Source organism: Marinobacter sp. (genome assembly GCF_041984545.1).
Lineage (GTDB): Bacteria > Pseudomonadota > Gammaproteobacteria > Pseudomonadales > Oleiphilaceae > Marinobacter.
Window position 1 is genome coordinate 1 of the sequence record NZ_JBHIXV010000004.1, and the last position, 17193, is coordinate 17193.

Here is a 17193-nt window from a genome sequence, read left to right on the forward strand (position 1 = left end):
ATGTCTGTGGCCATGGATGGCCACAGCCAAGCGCACATGGATGTGCTCGTAGCGTTTTTCGGGAGGCGTCACCTGCCACGGCCGCCCCCAAAACCGAGCAGGCTAGGGCCGAAGCCAGAAACCACGACCCAAGCCAAAGGGTTCACCCCCCAAGCTTGCGAACAAGAATCTCGTTGAAGAGCTTCGGGTTACCCTGACCCTTCGAGGCCTTCATCAGAGGCCCCATGAAGCCACCCAGCATCTTCTTGCGCTTCTTCGGGTCTTCCTCATTCTGATACTGCGCCACCTGATCCGGCATGCCCGCCAGAACCTCATCCACCATGGCCTCCAGGGCTCCGGTGTCCGACACCTGCTTCAGGCCCTTCGCTTCAATGATGGCATCAACGTTGTCGTTCTCGCCGGTCCAGAGCGCCTCGAACACCTTCTTGGCGCCGGCCGAGGAGATGGTGTTGTCGGCGATTCGTACCACCAGGTCACCGAGCTGGGCGCCGGTAATCGGCGAGTCGGAAACCGATTTCTCGTCCGCATTCAGGCGGGCGGAGAATTCGCCCTGGATCCAGTTGGCCACCAGCTTGGCGTCTTTACCGTGGCTGGCGGCTTCCTCGAAGAACGTGGCCAGCTTTGAGTCGCCGCTGAGCAGGCCGGCGTCGTAGTCGTTCAGGCCGTACTGGTCCATGAAGCGGGCCTTGCGGGCGTCCGGCAGCTCTGGAAGGCTGTTGCGGGCCTCTTCGATGAAGGAATCGTCGATTTCCACCGGCAGCAGGTCCGGGCAGGGGAAGTAGCGGTAGTCGTTGGCTTCTTCCTTGGTGCGCATGGACCGGGATTCGTCCCGATCACCGTTGTACAGGCGGGTTTCCTGGATGATGCGGCCGCCGTCTTCCAGAATGTCCATCTGCCGCTCCACTTCGTGGGCGATGGCCTGCTCCATAAACCGGAACGAGTTCAGGTTCTTGGTTTCGGTGCGCGTGCCCAGGGTGTCGGAGCCTTTGGGCTTCAGCGAGATGTTCACGTCAAAGCGCATGGAGCCCTGGGACATATCGCCGTCGCAGATGCCCAGCGAGGTGACGATGCTGTGCAGCTTCTTGGCAAAGGCCACCGCTTCCTCAGCGCTGTTCATGTCCGGCTCGGTGACCACCTCAATCAGCGGCGTGCCGGCCCGGTTCAGGTCGACGCCGGTCATGCCGTGAAAGTCCTCATGCAGGGATTTGCCGGCATCTTCTTCCAGGTGGGCGTGATGAATGCGCACCCGCTTGGTCTGTCCGTTCGGCAGATCAATGTCCACGAAGCCTGGGCCGACAATCGGGCGCTCCAGCTGGGTGGTCTGATAGCCCTTGGGCAGGTCCGGATAGAAGTAGTTCTTACGCTCGAACACCGACCGGCGCTCGATCTCGGCGTTCACGGCCAGGCCGAACATTACGGCGTAGCGGAAGGCCTGCTCATTGGGCACGGGCAGCGTACCGGGCATGGCAAGGTCAACCGCGTTGGCCTGGGTGTTGGGCTCGGCGCCGTAGGCGGTGCTGGAGCCGGAAAAAATCTTGGTCTTGGTGGCGAGCTGAACGTGAATTTCCAGCCCGATCACAATATCCCACTGCATACTCGTTCTCCTGTCCCGGGCTTATTGCGGTTCACGCTGGTGCCAGTCGGTCACCTGCTGGAATTGATGGGCGGCGTTCAGCAGGCGGGCTTCTGAGAAATAATCCCCGATGATCTGCAGGCCCACCGGCAGTCCGTCCACGAACCCCGCCGGTACCGACATGGCTGGAACGCCCGCCAGGTTAATGGCGATGGTGAACACGTCTTCCAGGTACATGGTCACCGGGTCGCTGGTCTTCTCACCCTGGATAAAGGCCGGGGAGGGGGTGGTCGGGCTCATCAGCACGTCCACCTCCTTGAAGGCGTTGATGAAATCCTGCTGGATCAGCCGACGAACCTTCTGGGCCTTGAGATAGTAAGCATCGAAGTAGCCCGCGGACAGGGCATAGGTGCCCACCAGAATCCGCCGCTTCACTTCGGCACCAAAACCTTCGGCTCGACTGCGGGTGTACAGATCCATCAGATCCCTGGGATCTTCACAGCGATAGCCGTAACGAACACCGTCGAAACGAGACAGGTTCGCTGAAGCCTCCGCCGGAGCGATGACATAGTAGGCGGCAATGGCCAGCTTCGCGTTGGGCAGGGACACCTCTTTCACCGTGGCGCCCAGCTTCTCGTATTCCTTCACCGCATTACGAACCTGCTGCTCCATGGCAGGGCTCAACTGGTCGCTGAAGTATTCCTTCGGCAGGCCAATCTTCAGACCCTTCAATGGCTCGTTCAGAGTAGCGGTGTAATCCGGCACTTCCCGGTCGATCGAGGTGGAGTCTTTCGGATCGAAACCGGCCATCACGTTCAGCATCAGCGCGTTGTCTTCCGCCGTGCGGGCCATGGTGCCGCCCTGATCCAGGCTGGAGGCGAAGGCAATCATCCCGTACCGAGATACCCGCCCGTAGGTGGGTTTGAGGCCGGTAATGCCACACAGCGCCGCCGGCTGGCGGATAGAGCCGCCGGTATCGGTCGCGGTTGCGGCCGGCACCAGACGAGCGGCCACGGCTGCGGCGGAACCACCGGAAGAGCCGCCCGGCACTCGCTTCTCACCGGAAGACAGCCCCCAGGGGTTGGTTACGGCACCGAAAAAGCTGGACTCATTGGAAGAGCCCATGGCGAACTCATCCATATTGGTTTTGCCCAGGCACACCGCGCCGGCGTTGCGGAAATTCGCCGTTACCGTGGCGTCGTAGGGCGGTACGAAATTCTCGAGCATCTTCGAGCCGCAGGTGGTGCGAACGCCGTTGGTGCAGAAAATATCCTTGTGCGCGAACGGAATGCCGGTCCAGGGCGTGGCGTTACCTGCTGCCCGACGCTCATCCGCTGCCCTGGCTTCGGCCAGGGCCTGCTCTTCGGTGACGGTAATAAAGCTGTTGTACTTACTGTCTTCCTGCTTGATGCGCTCAAGGAACTGCTGGGTCAGCTCCACGCTGGACACCTGGCCGCTCTCCAGGTCCCGGGAAAGCTCTGCTACGGATTTGTTATGCATGATGAATCCTGAAATCGCTGTTCGTCTGATCGCTCGCTACCGGCGAATTGCTCACTCAATAACCCGGGGAACCAGATACAGCCCGTTCTCCGTCGCCGGAGCAATGGCCTGGAACGATTCCCGCTGATTGGTCTCGGTAACCTCATCGGCCCGCAGCCGCTGGACCGCATTCAGCGGATGCGCCATGGGTTCCACCGACTCGGTATCCGCGGCCGCCAGTTGATCCACCAGATCCAGGATATTGCCCAGATCCTTCTCAAGCGCCGAGACCTGCTCCTCGTCCACACGGATGCGGGCGAGCACAGCGACTTTCTCAATGTCCTCACGGGAAATGGTCACGCATTGCCTCCCAGGTATATGAAATGTCGGTAATAAAGTAAGCCGGAATTTTGCACGGAATCCGGGGGCGGTTGGAAAAGGCTGTCCAAAACTGTTGAGGGCCATGGACGGCCCGAAACAAGCGCACATGGGCGAAGCAAACGTTTTAGAAGCGCAGCTTCGCGTGCCGCGTAGCGACAGCAATCTGTGATTGCTGGCTGGACCCGCTTGCGGGTGCTTGTAGCGTGTTTTGGACAGCCTTTTCCAACCGCCCCTGCACCCGAATAAAAATTAAGGGCAGTATGGTAACAGATTCGAACAATGGCGGGAGGCCCCAAGCCACCTGCGAAATGTGTGAACGGTAAGGCGCGGGGCCCGATAGCGCCTTGCCTGTGGGGGTGCTCACTGCTAAAGTTGCCGCATCTTTTCTCTGCGACTGCAACTCTCAGGTTGAAACTACACGAATGTTGATCAAAAGACTCCGAGGCTTATTCTCAAGCGATCTGTCCATCGACCTGGGCACCGCCAACACCCTTATTTACGTTCGCGAACGCGGGATCGTGCTGAATGAGCCTTCGGTTGTGGCCATCCGCACCAACAACTCCCAGAAAATGGTGGCCGCCGTCGGCTCCGAAGCGAAACGCATGCTCGGTCGTACCCCAGGCAACATCACCGCCATCCGTCCCATGAAAGACGGCGTGATCGCGGATTTTGTGGTCACCGAGAAAATGCTCCAGCACTTTATCCATAAAGTGCATGAGAACAGCTTTATTACGCCGAGCCCCCGGGTTCTGGTGTGTGTGCCGAGCAAGTCTACCCAGGTAGAGCGCAAGGCCATTCGTGAATCGGCCCTCGGTGCCGGTGCCCGGGAAGTGTTCCTGATTGAAGAGCCCATGGCGGCAGCCATAGGTGCCGGCCTTCCGGTGGAAGAAGCCAGCGGCTCCATGATTGTCGATATTGGCGGCGGCACCACCGAGATTGCCATTATCTCCCTTAACGGCATTGTTTATGCCGAGTCGGTCCGGGTTGGTGGCGACAAGTTCGACGAAGCGATTGTCACCTACGTGCGCCGCAACTACGGCAGCTTGATCGGTGACTCCACGGCCGAGCGCATCAAGCACGAAATTGGCTGCGCCTATGAGGGCCTCGAAATCCGTGAGATTGACGTGCGTGGCCGTAACCTGGCCGAGGGTGTGCCCCGGGCCTTCACCCTGAACAGTGAAGAGATCCTGGACGCGCTCCAGGAGTCCCTGGCGCAAATCGTGCAGACCGTGAAAAGCGCGCTTGAGCAGTCGCCGCCTGAGCTGGCCTCTGACATTGCCGAGCGTGGCATTGTACTGACCGGCGGCGGCGCACTGCTGCGCGGGCTGGACAAGCTGATCAGCGAGGAAACCGGTCTGCCGGTAATTATTGCAGAAGATCCGCTGACCTGTGTTGCCCGTGGCGGCGGCAAGGCGCTGGAAGTGATTGATCGGGGTGGCATCGGAATGTTCTCCCAGGAGGGATAATCCTGTGGGGAGGGCTCGCCATTAAAACCATCTTTGTCCAGGGGCCAGTTCCCGGTTTCAGACTCCTTCTCGTTGTCCTCGTGTCGGCAGCCCTTGTGGTTGCCGATGCGCGTTTCGACAAGCTCTCAACGATTCGCAGCACCATTGCCACGGGACTGGCGCCCGTTTACTGGCTGGGCAACGCGCCCTACGAATTCACCGACTGGTTCGCCGGCCTGTTCGAGAACAAACAGGATCTGCAGCAGGAAAACGAAGACCTGCGCGCCCGGCTGCTGATTCTGGAACGCCGAGCCCTGAAATACGCCGCCCTGGCGTCTGAGAACAACGAACTGCGCCGGTTGATGAACTCCTCCGAAGTGCTCGACGACCGGGTGATTGTTGGTGAGGTTGTTGGTGTTTCTCCCGATCCCTTCTCCCACGAAGTGATTATCAACAAAGGCCGCAGTGACGGCGTCGCGCCCGGCCAGGCCATTCTTGATGCCCATGGCCTGATGGGGCAGGTTGTTCAGAGCAGTCAGATTACCTCCCGCGTGCTTCTGGTCTCTGACAGCAGCCACGCTGTGCCGGTAGAGGTGGTGCGGAACGGTTTGCGGGCCATCCTACTTGGCACCGGTGACACCGACACCCTGGATCTGGTTCACGTGCCGGATACCGCGGACATTCGCGAGGGCGACCTGCTGGTCAGCTCTGGCCTGGGTGGCCGATTCCCAAGGGGCTATCCGGTTGCGGAAGTGAGCCGGATCACCAAGGAACCGGGCGAGCCCTTTGTCTCCATTGAAGCCACGCCCAAGGCTCAGCTCAATCAAAGCCGCCTGGTGCTGGTGGTGTTTCCACCGGAAGGTGTCGGCACGGACATTGAGTCTGCGGGCGACGACGCTCCGGCTTCCGGCGAGGAAGAAGCCGGCACTGGCGCGACCAACGAGGGAGGGCAGCGCTGATGCTGTCGGTAATCAGTTATCCGGTGTTCGTGCTCTCGGTCATTGTGGCCCTGGTGTTCAGTATTTCCCTGTTCCCCGTGGGCTGGTTCGAGTTCCGCCCGGAGTGGTTGGGGCTGGTGGTGTTCTACTGGACGTTCCGGGCACCGGCACAGTTCGGTATCCTGCTGGCCTGGTGCCTGGGGCTGTTGCTCGATGTGCTTGAGGCGACGCCTCTGGGCGTCAATGCCATGGCCATGGCGTTGATCGCATTTCTGGTGCTGACCATTCACCAGCGCCTGCGCATGTACCCCATGCCGCAGCAATGTCTCATGGTCTTCCTCCTGCTCGGCATCAACCAGATGTTGGTGCACTTTGTGAAACAGTTGCTCGGCGCCGAAGACGCGGGCTTCAGCTACCTCTGGCCGGCCCTGACCAGTGCCGTAGTCTGGCCGGTGTTCTGCGTGCTCCTGGACAACATCAACCGCAAGCTGGGTTAGTCATGCCTTCGATCATACTGGCCTCGGCCTCACCTCGCCGGGCCGTGCTGCTTGAACAAATCGGTCTGGCATTCTCGGTTCAGCCGGCCGACGTGGACGAAACACCGAAGAACGGCGAGCCGCCCGAGCAGTACGTACAGCGGTTGGCCATGGACAAGGCACTGGCAGTGTCCGCATCGGCGCCGGATTGTCTGGTGCTGGGCTCCGATACCACGGTGGTGCTGGATGGCCGTATTCTGGGCAAGCCCGCCGATGCGAACGGCGCCAGGGCCATGCTTGGCCGGCTCTCCGGCGCAACCCATCAGGTCATGACGGCCGTTGCCCTTGCGCGAAACGGGCGCAGCCAATGCCGCCTGGTGATCACTGAGGTGTGTTTTCGGGAACTGTCTGCTGCCGAAATTGACGCCTACATCGCCACCGGCGAGCCCATGGACAAGGCCGGCGGTTATGGGATTCAGGGGCTTGGTGGTATTTTTATCAATGAACTCCGGGGTAGCTACAGTTCGGTGGTTGGCCTGCCTCTGCAGGAAACAGCCGCCTTGCTGGAAGACGCCGGTTACCCGGTGTGGAAAAACTGGCCGAGCAGTCTGGAGAGTTCTGGCTCATGAGTGAAGAGATTCTGATAAACGTTACCCCTGTGGAAACCCGCGTGGCGCTGGTGGAAAACGGTATGCTGCAGGAAGCCTACATCGAGCGTACCAGCCGCAAGGGCATTGTCGGGAATATCTACAAAGGCAAGGTGGTACGTGTGCTTCCGGGGATGGAAGCGGCGTTCGTCGATATTGGTCTGGAGCGGGCGGCGTTCATCCACGCCTCCGATGTGGTTCCGAGCCAGTCCAATGGCGATGAGGCCACCGATGCCCCGAAAACCGTACCCGACATTCGCAGCCTGCTGCGCGAGGGCCAGTCCCTGGTCGTTCAGGTTACCAAAGACCCCATCGGCACCAAGGGCGCGCGCCTGACCACTCAGCTGTCGATACCGTCCCGGTACCTGGTTTTCATGCCAGGGGTCAGCCATGTGGGCATTTCCCAGCGCATCGAGGATGAAAACGAACGTGCCCGGCTCAAGACGCTGGTTGAAGAGGCTGCGGCGGAGGATCCGGAGGTTCAGGGCGGTTACATCATCCGCACCGCGGCGGAGGCTGCCTCACCAGAAGACCTCATTGGTGACATGAAGTACCTGCACCGGCTGAGCGTCTCGATAAAGGAGCGCATCGCCAGAGTCCAGGCACCCTCGGTGGTGTACCAGGACCTGCCCCTGTTTATCCGCACCATTCGCGACCTGATTCGGCCCCAGACAGAGAAAATTCGAATCGACAGCCGCGAGAGCCACCAGCGGGTGATGGAGTTTGTTCAGGAGTTTGTCACCGAATTCGCCGACAAGGTCGAATACTACCCGGGCGAGCGCCCGATTTTTGATCTTTACTCGGTGGAAGACGAGATCCAGAAGGCCCTGAGTCGTAAGGTGCAGCTCAAGTCCGGCGGTTATGTCATCATCGACCAGACCGAGGCCATGACGACGATTGATATCAACACGGGCGCGTTCGTGGGCCACCGGAATCTTGAGGAAACCATCTTCAAGACCAATCTGGAGGCGGCCAGGGCCATCAGCCGACAACTTCGCCTGAGAAACCTCGGCGGTATCATCATCATCGACTTCATCGACATGGAAGACTCGGAGCACCAGCGCCAGGTGCACCGCATGCTGGAGAAAATGCTGGAGCGGGATCACGCCAAAACCAAGATTACCGGCGTTTCCGAACTTGGCCTGGTGGAAATGACCCGCAAGCGGACCACCGAGAGCCTGGGGCAGGTATTGTGCGAGCCTTGCCCGGTCTGCGATGGCCGGGGCTTCCTGAAGACCACAGAGACCGTCTGCTACGAGATTTTCCGGGAAATCCTCCGGGTCAACCGTGCCTACGATGCCGAAAGCTACCTGGTAATGGCTTCCCAGAGCGTGGTGGATCGCCTGCTGGACGAAGAATCCGACAACGTGGCGGACCTGGAGACTTTCATCAGCAAGACCATCCGGTTCCAGGTAGAGCCGTTTTACAGTCAGGAGCAGTACGATGTGGTCCTGCTCTGATTCCGGGGCGCCTGACCGGCTGGCCAGGTGAGGTTGAGGCGCACTGATGTCCTCCGCCGATCAACAGCCGCCCTATTCGGATAATCTTCCGGAAAGTCCGCCGGTGCGCCTGTTGGCACGCCTGGCGAGCCTGGTGTGGTGGCTGCTGCTGTTCCTGTTGGTCCTGCTTGCCCTCTATGCCGGGCTGGGCCGCCAACTGACCCAGAACATTGATCAGTTCCGGGACGACCTGGCCATGGAACTCTCCCGCCAGCTGGGCCATGAAGTCAGCATTGGCGCCATTTCCTCCCGCTGGTACTGGCTGGACCCCGCCTTCACTGCAACAGATATACGTGTGAGTCATCCGGAAACCGGCATTCCGGTGGCCAATCTGCAGTATCTGAACATCCGCTTTGATGCCTTGGCCTCGCTCCTGCGTATGCGAATTGTCTTCGAGGATTTCGAGGCTGACGGACTGGAGCTGACGATCAACCAGGAGCGCTCCGGTGAAGTGGCCGTACGCGGCGCCGAGTTCCCTGAGCCGGTCAGCAATCAGTTGCAGGAATGGCTGGAGCTGGCCGGCAACTGGCTGTCGGACCCCTACGTGAAGATTACCCGGGTCAGCCTTGGGATCCGCGATAATCAGGGCAACCTGAGACACCTGGACATTCCCCAGCTGGACCTGGATTACCGACGCGGGCTGTTCCACGCGTCCGGTCGGGCCCTGCAATCCGGAACCACGCAGCAGCTCGCCAGCTTTGCGCTGGTGGGCCAGCATTTTTTCCGGGGCGATTTTACCGGCCAGATCTATCTGGATGTGGCTTCCGGTCGGCTGTTCGATGGTCTCGTTGATGAGTATCAGTGGCGATCCTTGCGGGTGGAGGGGTTTGATCTGGGCGGCGAGGCCTGGCTGACGTTCCGGGGCGGTCAGTTGCAGCAGGTGACCGGCTCGGTCCAGACGCCATACCTGCAGCTGGGCGTGGGGCAGCAGTCCCTGGCCCCGCTGGAGGATATCCGGGCACAGTTTGGCTGGCGTCGCCATGACGATGCGTTGACCGATCAATCGCCGGCTGAGGCGTCCGGCCTTGTTCCGGGCGAGTGGCATCTCAAGCAATTGCAATGGCGATGGGACGGTGACGAGGTGACTCCTTTCAGCCTGCGCCTGGCACCCTCCGATGGCGGTATCACGGTCATCGCCGACGCCTTTCCCCTCGCGCCGACCCGCCGTCTGGTGGCCGCCCTGCCGATCCTGCCCGACATTGCCACCCGGGCGCTCAGAAACTACCGTCCCGGCGGCTTTCTCGATGACCTCGAGCTACACCTGCCCGATCAGGCACCCGCCCGTTTCCGGCTCTCTGGCCACCTGCGGGACGTACGGGCGAGGGCCTACGGAGGCGCGCCTGGAGTCAACGGGTTACAGGGCGATCTGGTGATGGATCGCTACGGTGGACGGGTCCGGGTGGCGGCGGGTGAGGGGCCGGTCTCCCTGGTGTTTCCCCAGCTGTTCCAGGGCCCCTGGTCGTTCCGGGCCTTTGAGGGTGAGGTGGGCTGGTCCCTGGAAGGTGATATTACCCGCGTGTATTCGGACGGTATCCGCATGTTGTACAGCGAGGACACCCGTCTGGATGGTGCGTTTGAGCTGAGGATGGACCAGCAGGGCGAAGACAATCTTGGGCTGAAGGTCGGCGTACAGAATGGCGAGGCCGGGATGCTGGCCGACTTTGTGCCCGCCCGGATCGTCAGTCCGGGCCTTTACGAATGGCTGACCACCGCCATTTCAGAGGCGAACATCACCTCAGGCACCTATTACGGTCACGGCCAGATCGGGTCAGACGCGCCTCCGGGGTCGTTCGTATCATCGATGGCCTACCGGTTTGAAGCGGCCTCGGTACGCTACCAGGAGGATTGGCCGGAAGTTACGGGGGCGAGCGGACAGGTCTATGTCCACAATGGCGATACACTGGTTGAGCTTGAGGCGGGATCTACCGGCGGCCTTACCCTCAAGCCAAGCCAGGTTCGGGTGATTCCCGAGAGCGGACAGACCCGTATCCGGGTAGACGCGTCGGCCTCGGTGCCCGGTGAAGCCGTGGATTTCTGGCTCAGGCAGAGCCCGCTGGGCGAGATGGCAGGTACCGAGGTGCGAAAACTCGACTTCGCCGGCCAGTATGCGCTTGATCTGGGGGTTGATTTGCCGCTGGACACCGACAGGCCACCTGTCGTTGAGGCCCGGATTGAGGCGTCTGACGGTTCGGTCTCCTATGCCGCCGCTGGCCTGAAGTGGCAGAAGATACGCGGCAAGCTTGCTTATCACAGTGAACGCGGCTTCTCTGGTGGCCCTCTGAACGCCGCGTTTTTCGGCGATCCGGTTGCTATTTCCTTCAGCCGCGCCCGGAGCGGCGATGCCCTGACCATTCGCCAGTCGGGTGTTCTGCCGATGCCCGGTGTACTCTCCCGAGCCGGTCTTTCCGGCGATACCGGCTTTGGCCTGAAGGGAACTTTGCCCTACACCGCCGAACTGGAAGTGGGGGCTGAATCCAGTTCCGGGATCCGCGTGCGCTCAACGCTGGAAGGGCTGGCGGTGGACTGGCCGGAGCCCCTGTCCAAGCAGCCCGGGGAAATAGCACCGTTGCAGGCCACCATCAACCCATCGGCGCAGGGCGGCATCGGCATTGCCGGGGAATGGGAAAACCGCGCGGCGTTTGATCTGCTCTGGACCGATTCCGGGTTCGATCTGAGTCTGGACCGCCTTCACCTGGGAGCGGAAATCCTGAGGGACATCGAGATCAATGCGCTCGATCTGGGCGACCGTTGGGTGGTGGCCACGCAATCGCCAAGGGCCCGTGGCCGCCTGGTTTTCCCCGACAGCGAGGATCCGGTGATCGCGGATTTTGAAATGCTGAGTCTGGTACGGGGCCCAAACACAGCCCCGGAGCCCCGGGAGGTGCTGACGCTGGAAGAGCAGCTGCGTGCTTTCCGCAAGCTGGATATGGGAAGCTGGCCAGATATCGACGTTACCATCGCCAATCTGCAAATGGATGAGGAATCCCTCGGGCAGTGGGCTTTCAGCCTCCGCCCAGAGCCCTACCGCCTGGAAGTGAGCGACATCGAGGGGCGCCTGAACTCCCTGACGCTGCTCGGTAATATGACCTGGAGCATCATTGGAGACAGGGAAACCAGCCGCTTCTCCGGATCAATTTCCGGTGGTGCGCTGGCCGATCTGAACGACCTGCTGGACGCCGAGATTCCGGTAAACAACGAGTCCACCACCATAGAACTGGATCTCGACTGGCCAGGGCGACCAGACCAGATTGCGGTACCGGATCTCAGCGGATCAGTCAGCCTGCGACTGGACCAGGGGGTGATTCTTGAGAGCAACAACACCGCCCAGCTGTTCCGGGTGTTCAACCTCCTGAACTCCGACACCCTCTGGCGGCGCCTGAAGCTCGATTTCTCCGATCTTTACGAGCGCGGCGTCGCATTCGACGCCATATCGGGGAAGGCGCAGATCATTAACGGCCTGATGACCATGGATCCGGAACTGCAGGTTGTGGGGCCTTCCGGGGCCTTCAAACTCAGTGGCAGCACCGACATGGCCAGCGAAGAGCTGGATATGCGCCTGGTGGTCGTGCTGCCGCTCACCCAGAACCTGCCGTTGGCCGCTCTGCTGATGGGCGCGGGCGCTCCCATTGGCGGTGCCCTGTTTGTACTCGACAAGATTCTGGGCGATCCTCTGAGCAGGCTGACCAGCGCAACCTACAGCGTTACGGGCACCTGGGAGGCGCCGGAAGTGGACCTGCAGCGGGTATTTGATACCGGCGGCTAATGAAGGAGGCTGTCATGACTGAAACTGTCGCCAATCGAGTTGCGGCCATCCAGATGGTCAGTACCCATGACATAGACGCCAACCTCGATGACGCACGGCGTCTGCTGGCTGAGGCGGCGGCCCAGGGTGCCTCGGTGGCGGTACTACCGGAGAATTTTGCGATTCTGGCAAGCCGCCAGATGCCGGAATGTGGCCGTCGGGAGGCGGGGCCAGACCCACAGATTCGCGCTTTTCTGGCGCAGCAGGCCCGCTCACTGGGGCTCTGGATTGTCGGCGGCTCCATGCCATTGGCGCAGAGACCCGACGGCTCGGACATTGCCGACCGGGTGCGGGCCACCTGTCTGGTATTCGATGATCAGGGCAGGGAGGTTGCCCGATACGACAAGATTCACCTGTTCGACGCCATGGTGGAGGACGCCCATGGCCAGTACCGGGAATCAGACACCTTCGAGCCGGGCGATCAGGTGGTGACGGTTGATACCCCGGCTGGCAAGCTGGGGCTTGCCATCTGTTACGACCTGCGATTTCCGGAGCTGTTCCGGGCGCTCAGGGCCGAGGGGGTGGACTGGATCTGCCTGCCGAGCGCGTTCACCTGGCAGACTGGCGATGCGCACTGGCACCCGTTGATCCGGGCCCGGGCCATCGAAAATCAGGTGTGGGTTGTGGCGCCGGGGCAGGGCGGCCAGAACAGCAGTCGCCGGCGCACCTATGGCCACAGTCTGATCTGTGATCCCTGGGGCCGGGTCGTTGCGGAAATAGGTGAAGGACCGGGCGTGGTGTCTGCGGAGCTGGACACAGCTCAGGTCGAGAACCTGCGCACCCGCATGCCGGTGTGGGAGCATCGGCGACTCAGCTGAGCGCCTCGGCATCGTCGATGCACTCGCGCAGATACCGGAACAGTTTTCGGGACTGGCCGGTGTTCTTCTGCTTTTCCACGTCCTTGCGGGCATTGCGCGCGAGATTACGCAGGTGCTGCAGATCGGCGCTTGGGCAATAGTTGAAAAACTCCCCGACCACCGCATCCCCCTCGGCGATGATCCGGTCACGCCAGCGCTCGGCGAGGTGGTGGCGCCGGGTGTGCTCTTCACTCCCTGCATCGAAGGCGTCGATGGCTGTGGCAAGCGCCTCCGGATCGTCTTCCTGACGGATCACCTTGCCAATGTACTGGAGATGCCGACGCCTGGCTTCGTTCTGACGGATGCGTCGGGACTCTTCGATGGCCGCCCGGAGGGTATCGCTGATGGCCAGGGTGGCCAGCTGGTCATTGCTCAGATCCAGCATGCGTTTGCCCAGGTCCTGCAGCGCGTGCATCTCCCGTTTGAGCTGGGATTTGCTGGGGCCGTCGTATTCGGGCGCGTCGTTGTCTTGTTTGTCTGTCATAAGTTCTGCCTGGTTGTCGGGTTACGCTTTGCTAACCCGACCTACAAAAATTCACCCAACCGTAGGTCGGATTAGCGAAGCGTAATCCGACATCCGGCTACGCATAGAAAATCGTGGCGAGGCCAAGAAAGGCCATGAACCCGACCACGTCGGTCACGGTGGTGAGAATCACGCTCCCCGCCAGCGCCGGGTCGATGTTCCGTGACTTGAGGAACAGTGGCAGCACGGTACCCACGAGTGCTGCCGCCACGAGATTAATAACCAGCGCGGCGGCGATAATGGCGCCAATCAGCATGTCCTGGAACCAGAGCATGGCGGCCCCGGCGACCACGGCCGCCCAGAGCAAGCCGTTCAGGATGCCAGACAGAAACTCACGGTTCAGCAGCCAGCCCACATTGGCACCGCTGATCTGGCCCACGGCCATGCCCCGGATGACCAGGGTAAGCGTCTGGCTGCCGGCGATGCCACCCATGCTGGCGACAATGGGCATGAGCACGGCGAGCGCGACCACCTTGGCAATGGTTTCTTCGAACAGGCCGATCACCGCCGAAGCGGTGAGGGCGGTAATCAGGTTGATGCCCAGCCAGACCGCCCGACGCCGTGATGTTTTCCACACCGGCGCGAAGGTGTCCTCATCCTCGTCCAGGCCCGCCATGCTCATCAGGGAGTGGTCGGCGTCTTCCCGGATAACGTCCACCACGTCATCGATGGTGATGCGGCCCAGCAGCCGGCCTTCCTCGTTCACCACCGGCGCCGAGATCAGATCGTAGCGTTCAAACAGGGTGGCTACCTTGGTGTCTGACAGGCTCACGGGAATGGGTTCAATGTCGGTATCCATGACCTCGCGCACGGTGGCGGCGGGGTTGGAGACCAGCATCTTGGTGATGGGCAGCATGCCGATGAACTCATCCCGACGGCTCACCACAATCAGGCTGTCGGTCATCGGGGGTAGGGTCCGGTGCCGGCGCAGATAACGCAGCACCACGTCAATGCTGATGTCCGGACGCACCGTAATGGTGTCCGTGTTCATCAGACCGCCGGCGGTGTCCTCGGGGTAGGAGAGAACCTCCTCGACCCGCTGGCGATCCTGTTCGTCCATGGTGTCCAGGACTTCCTGAATCACCGTGTCCGGCAGCTGTTGCAGCAAGTCGGCCAGGTCGTCCGACTCGAAGTCCTCGATGATGTCCGCCAGCTCCTGGGCATTCAGCTGGCTCAGGAAGTAACCCCGGATATCGTCGCTCAGATACTGGAGAACTTCCCCCTCGAGCTGCTTGTCGACCAGGTTCCACAGCAGCGCCCGCTGCCGGGGTGGCGAGGACTCGAGCAGGTGGGCAATATCACTGGGGCTCAGGCCGCCATTCAGGATGCGTGCAACCTGCTTGAGCGCACCACTGTCCAGCGCTTCACTCAGGGAGCGAAGGCGCTGGCGGGCCTGGCTTTTTTCCAGAATATCGGTCATGAGTCACCCGGCGTCAGAAAACGCCTGCATTATAGCGGAGTTAGGCGCTGTCGGTGAGAATGAGTTGTAGGTGAATGCCGTACGGCAGTCGACTTATTCGCCCTCGCCGAAATAGTCGTTGATCAGTTCGACCAGGGCCTCGACCGCCTGCTCTTCATCGGGGCCCTCGGCAATGATCTCCACTTCGGTGCCCTGGCTGGCGGCCAGCATCATCACCTGCATGATGTTCTTGGCATCCACTTCCCGGCCCTTGCCACTGATGCGGACACTGCTGTCGAACCCGGACGCCGTGGCAACGAGCTTTGCAGTGGCGCGAGCGTGCAGGCCAAGTTTGTTGATGATGGTAATGGGGCGACGAATCATGGCTGGGTCAGATCTCTTCCCTTGCCTGGAGGTGTGGCAGCTCAGTGTGCCGCACCTGCACATTGCTGTATTTCTGCCGGAAGTAGGCGCCCAACTGCTCACACATGTAGACCGACCGGTGCTGGCCGCCGGTGCAGCCAATGGAGATGGTCATATAGCTTCGATTGCTGTCGGCGAAGGATGGCAGCCAGTTATCCAGGAATGTGGTCAGGTCTTCGATCATTTTCCGGGTGGACGGCTCCTGCTCGAGAAAATCGATAACCGGCTGGTCGGTGCCCACGTACTTGCGCAGGCTCGTATCCCAGTAGGGGTTGGGCAGGCAACGGACATCAAAAACGTAGTCCGAATCCAGGGGAACCCCGTGCTTGAACCCGAAGGACTGGAACAGCAGAGCCAGTTCCTGATCCTTGCGACCCACCACCCGTTGCTTGACCATGTCCCGCAGTTCGTACATGGACATGCCGGTGGTGTTGATGTAGAGGTCTGACAGCTTGGACAGCGGCTCCAGCAGTGTTTTCTCGCTGCTGATGGCTTCCCGCAGCGAGGTTTTGTCGTCGCTCAGCGGGTGTTTACGGCGTGTGGCGTGGAAACGCTGTAGAAGGGACTGTTCGTCGGCGTCCAGAAATATGATTTCCACGGTAACGCCGGTACCCTGAAGGCTGCGGTAGATGTCCTCGAAATTCGCCAGTTCTCCCGACAGGTTGCGGGCGTCGATGCTCACCGCCATCTTGCCCAGCCGGCCCGGACTGGCCTGGCCTGCCGCCTCCCGGGTGAGCGGGAACAGAAGGCCGATGGGAAGGTTGTCGATGCAGTAGAAGCCAAGGTCCTCAAGCACATGAAGTGCCGTACTCTTGCCCGAGCCGGATCTGCCACTGACGATGATCAGCTTCATGCCCAAACGTCCTCTGCTGTGGTAGCTCTCATCCGCCCGTAACGGTCATGCGTTCATATAGCGTCCGGGCATCCTGGCACTGCCGGAGTCGGTCACAGAACGACCGCTCATTGAACTTTTCGGCCAGTTGGCTGAGCAGTTCCAGGTGCTCGCTGGTGGCCTCCTTGGGCACAATCAGCGCAAAAATCAGGTCGACCGGCTGGTTATCAATGGCGTCGAAGTCGACACTTTCCTCCAGGGTCATCAGCACGCCCACCACGTGATCCAGGCCTTCAAGCCGACAGTGCGGGATGGCAATACCCTGGCCAATGCCAGTGCTGCCCAGGCGCTCACGGGCAATCAGATTGTTGAAAATCTGGGTTTCGCTGAGCGTGTTGTCCTGCTGGTTTATCTGCTCGGCAATAAACTCCAGGGCCCGTTTCTTGCTGGAGGCCGCAACCCGGCAAAGGGTCAGCTCCGGCGCAAGAATGTTGTCTATGGTCAGGGATGTGTCGCTCATGGATCGACTGGGTTTCCGTTAAAAAAAAGGCTGCGACACGTCGTTCGTGTCGCAGCTCGTTTGTGTGACTTACACGATAACGGCCGGTTAACGAGAGCCGTTTCCGTGCATCCGGTCTACATTCTTTTCCTTGTGCTTGAGGATCTGGCGGTCCAGCTTGTCGATCAGGGCATCAATGGCCGCGTACATGTCCTCGTTTTCCGCCTTTGCGTGAATCTCACCACCAACCACGTGCAGCGTGGCTTCCGCGATCTGGCGTACCTTTTCCACTTCCAGGGTCACCTGGCAGTTGCTGATGTGGTCAAAGTGACGCTCGAGCTTCTCGAACTTCTCTGAAACGTAATCCTTGAGTGCGGGAGTCAGTTCTACGTGATGGCCTGAAATATTGAGTTGCATAGG

The 17193-nt window shown here is 60.8% G+C and carries 16 protein-coding genes; 7 read left to right on the plus strand and 9 right to left on the minus strand.

The genetic code is table 11. The features are described from left to right. Positions 1-142 precede the first annotated feature (142 nt). Genes gatB through gatC form a run of 3 tightly spaced genes read right to left on the minus strand, consistent with a single transcriptional unit; the run spans position 143 to position 3412 of the window. Entirely contained in the window at positions 143-1594 is a 1452-nt protein-coding gene (gatB, locus tag ACFC20_RS02655) for an Asp-tRNA(Asn)/Glu-tRNA(Gln) amidotransferase subunit GatB (protein WP_375191639.1), read from the minus strand. Positions 1595-1615: 21 nt separating this feature from the next. Then, the gene (gatA, locus tag ACFC20_RS02660; RefSeq protein ID WP_375191640.1) at positions 1616-3073 is read right to left on the minus strand and encodes an Asp-tRNA(Asn)/Glu-tRNA(Gln) amidotransferase subunit GatA; all 1458 of its coding nucleotides are present in this window, start codon (positions 3071-3073) and stop codon (positions 1616-1618) included. A gap of 51 nt (positions 3074-3124) precedes the next feature. After that, entirely contained in the window at positions 3125-3412 is a 288-nt protein-coding gene (gene gatC, locus ACFC20_RS02665; RefSeq protein ID WP_375191641.1) for an Asp-tRNA(Asn)/Glu-tRNA(Gln) amidotransferase subunit GatC, read from the minus strand. Between the two features lie 446 nt (positions 3413-3858). Between gatC and ACFC20_RS02670 the strand changes: the two genes are divergently transcribed. The 7 genes from ACFC20_RS02670 to ACFC20_RS02700 are packed head-to-tail and all read left to right on the plus strand — an operon-like array spanning position 3859 to position 13058. Continuing rightward, complete coding sequence (locus tag ACFC20_RS02670) at positions 3859-4899, plus strand: rod shape-determining protein (RefSeq protein ID WP_091990808.1); 1041 nt, start codon at positions 3859-3861, stop codon at positions 4897-4899. A gap of 29 nt (positions 4900-4928) precedes the next feature. Next, positions 4929-5837: a rod shape-determining protein MreC gene (mreC, locus tag ACFC20_RS02675; RefSeq protein WP_375191759.1), complete on the plus strand. Its 909-nt coding sequence runs from the start codon at positions 4929-4931 to the stop codon at positions 5835-5837. Beyond that, positions 5837-6313, plus strand: coding sequence for a rod shape-determining protein MreD (mreD, locus tag ACFC20_RS02680; RefSeq protein WP_375191642.1), 477 nt, complete (start codon positions 5837-5839; stop codon positions 6311-6313). The genes mreC and mreD overlap by 1 nt, the downstream gene beginning before the upstream one ends. Before the next feature lie 2 nt (positions 6314-6315). Continuing rightward, complete coding sequence (locus ACFC20_RS02685; RefSeq protein ID WP_375191643.1) at positions 6316-6921, plus strand: Maf family protein; 606 nt, start codon at positions 6316-6318, stop codon at positions 6919-6921. Continuing rightward, positions 6918-8399, plus strand: a complete 1482-nt coding sequence (rng, locus tag ACFC20_RS02690) for a ribonuclease G (RefSeq protein ID WP_375191644.1) — start codon at positions 6918-6920, stop codon at positions 8397-8399. The genes ACFC20_RS02685 and rng overlap by 4 nt, the downstream gene beginning before the upstream one ends. A 46-nt stretch (positions 8400-8445) precedes the next feature. Next, positions 8446-12201, plus strand: a complete 3756-nt coding sequence (locus ACFC20_RS02695) for a YhdP family protein (protein ID WP_375191645.1) — start codon at positions 8446-8448, stop codon at positions 12199-12201. A 14-nt stretch (positions 12202-12215) separates the two neighbouring features. Continuing rightward, positions 12216-13058, plus strand: a complete 843-nt coding sequence (locus ACFC20_RS02700) for a carbon-nitrogen hydrolase family protein (RefSeq protein WP_375191646.1) — start codon at positions 12216-12218, stop codon at positions 13056-13058. Here the strand turns inward: ACFC20_RS02700 and yjgA are convergent. From yjgA to hpf, 6 genes are all read right to left on the minus strand, one after another. Beyond that, positions 13051-13581 (minus strand): ribosome biogenesis factor YjgA, encoded by a 531-nt coding sequence (gene yjgA, locus ACFC20_RS02705; protein WP_375191647.1) that lies wholly within the window; start codon positions 13579-13581, stop codon positions 13051-13053. The two genes, ACFC20_RS02700 and yjgA, sit on opposite strands and share 8 nt — an antisense overlap. Positions 13582-13678: 97 nt before the next feature. Continuing rightward, entirely contained in the window at positions 13679-15040 is a 1362-nt protein-coding gene (mgtE, locus tag ACFC20_RS02710) for a magnesium transporter (RefSeq protein ID WP_375191648.1), read from the minus strand. A gap of 93 nt (positions 15041-15133) precedes the next feature. Next, positions 15134-15403 (minus strand): HPr family phosphocarrier protein, encoded by a 270-nt coding sequence (locus tag ACFC20_RS02715; RefSeq protein WP_375191649.1) that lies wholly within the window; start codon positions 15401-15403, stop codon positions 15134-15136. Between the two features lie 7 nt (positions 15404-15410). Further along, positions 15411-16295 carry an RNase adapter RapZ gene (gene rapZ / locus ACFC20_RS02720; RefSeq protein WP_091986676.1) on the minus strand — a complete coding sequence of 295 codons (885 nt, stop codon included), beginning with the start codon at positions 16293-16295 and terminating at the stop codon, positions 15411-15413. Between the two features lie 28 nt (positions 16296-16323). Then, positions 16324-16794, minus strand: coding sequence for a PTS IIA-like nitrogen regulatory protein PtsN (ptsN, locus tag ACFC20_RS02725; RefSeq protein WP_375191650.1), 471 nt, complete (start codon positions 16792-16794; stop codon positions 16324-16326). An 87-nt stretch (positions 16795-16881) separates the two neighbouring features. Then, positions 16882-17190: a ribosome hibernation promoting factor gene (gene hpf / locus ACFC20_RS02730; protein WP_008170154.1), complete on the minus strand. Its 309-nt coding sequence runs from the start codon at positions 17188-17190 to the stop codon at positions 16882-16884. Positions 17191-17193 lie beyond the last annotated feature (3 nt).